At 29.5% G+C, this 332-nt stretch carries 1 pseudogene; it reads right to left on the bottom strand.

The window, feature by feature from the left end:
- Positions 1-114 (bottom strand): annotated as a pseudogene (locus tag ACJ5GX_RS07070) (alpha/beta hydrolase); the annotation flags it as partial.
- Positions 115-332: the final 218 nt, after the last annotated feature.

Genomic DNA, 332 nt, shown 5'->3' with positions numbered 1-332 from the left:
AAACGGAGCATTCGGTACCACAAAACATGAATCAGGCAAAAACTTGCTCATAACTTTAGCAAGATGCACGAAATTATCGCCACTTGAGCCCCAACCATGAAAAAAAATAATCAAATTTAAAAATACAAATTATTTAAAATACTTATTAAAAAATACTTATAAATGGGGTAAAATAAACATACTTTGTCAACTCGAAGAATTTTTTCTATGACAATGTCTTGTCTCTTTTTAACGTCGGTGAAAAAATAAACAGCAGATATTGAGATATGTATTATGTTAATAGGGAGTTTTCTTTTTATTTATTTTTGAGCTCTGCTTTAGTCTTTCTAGCG

It is taken from the genome of Wolbachia endosymbiont of Tuta absoluta (genome assembly GCF_059414725.1).
This window is presented reverse-complemented; position numbering and strand designations above follow the sequence as displayed.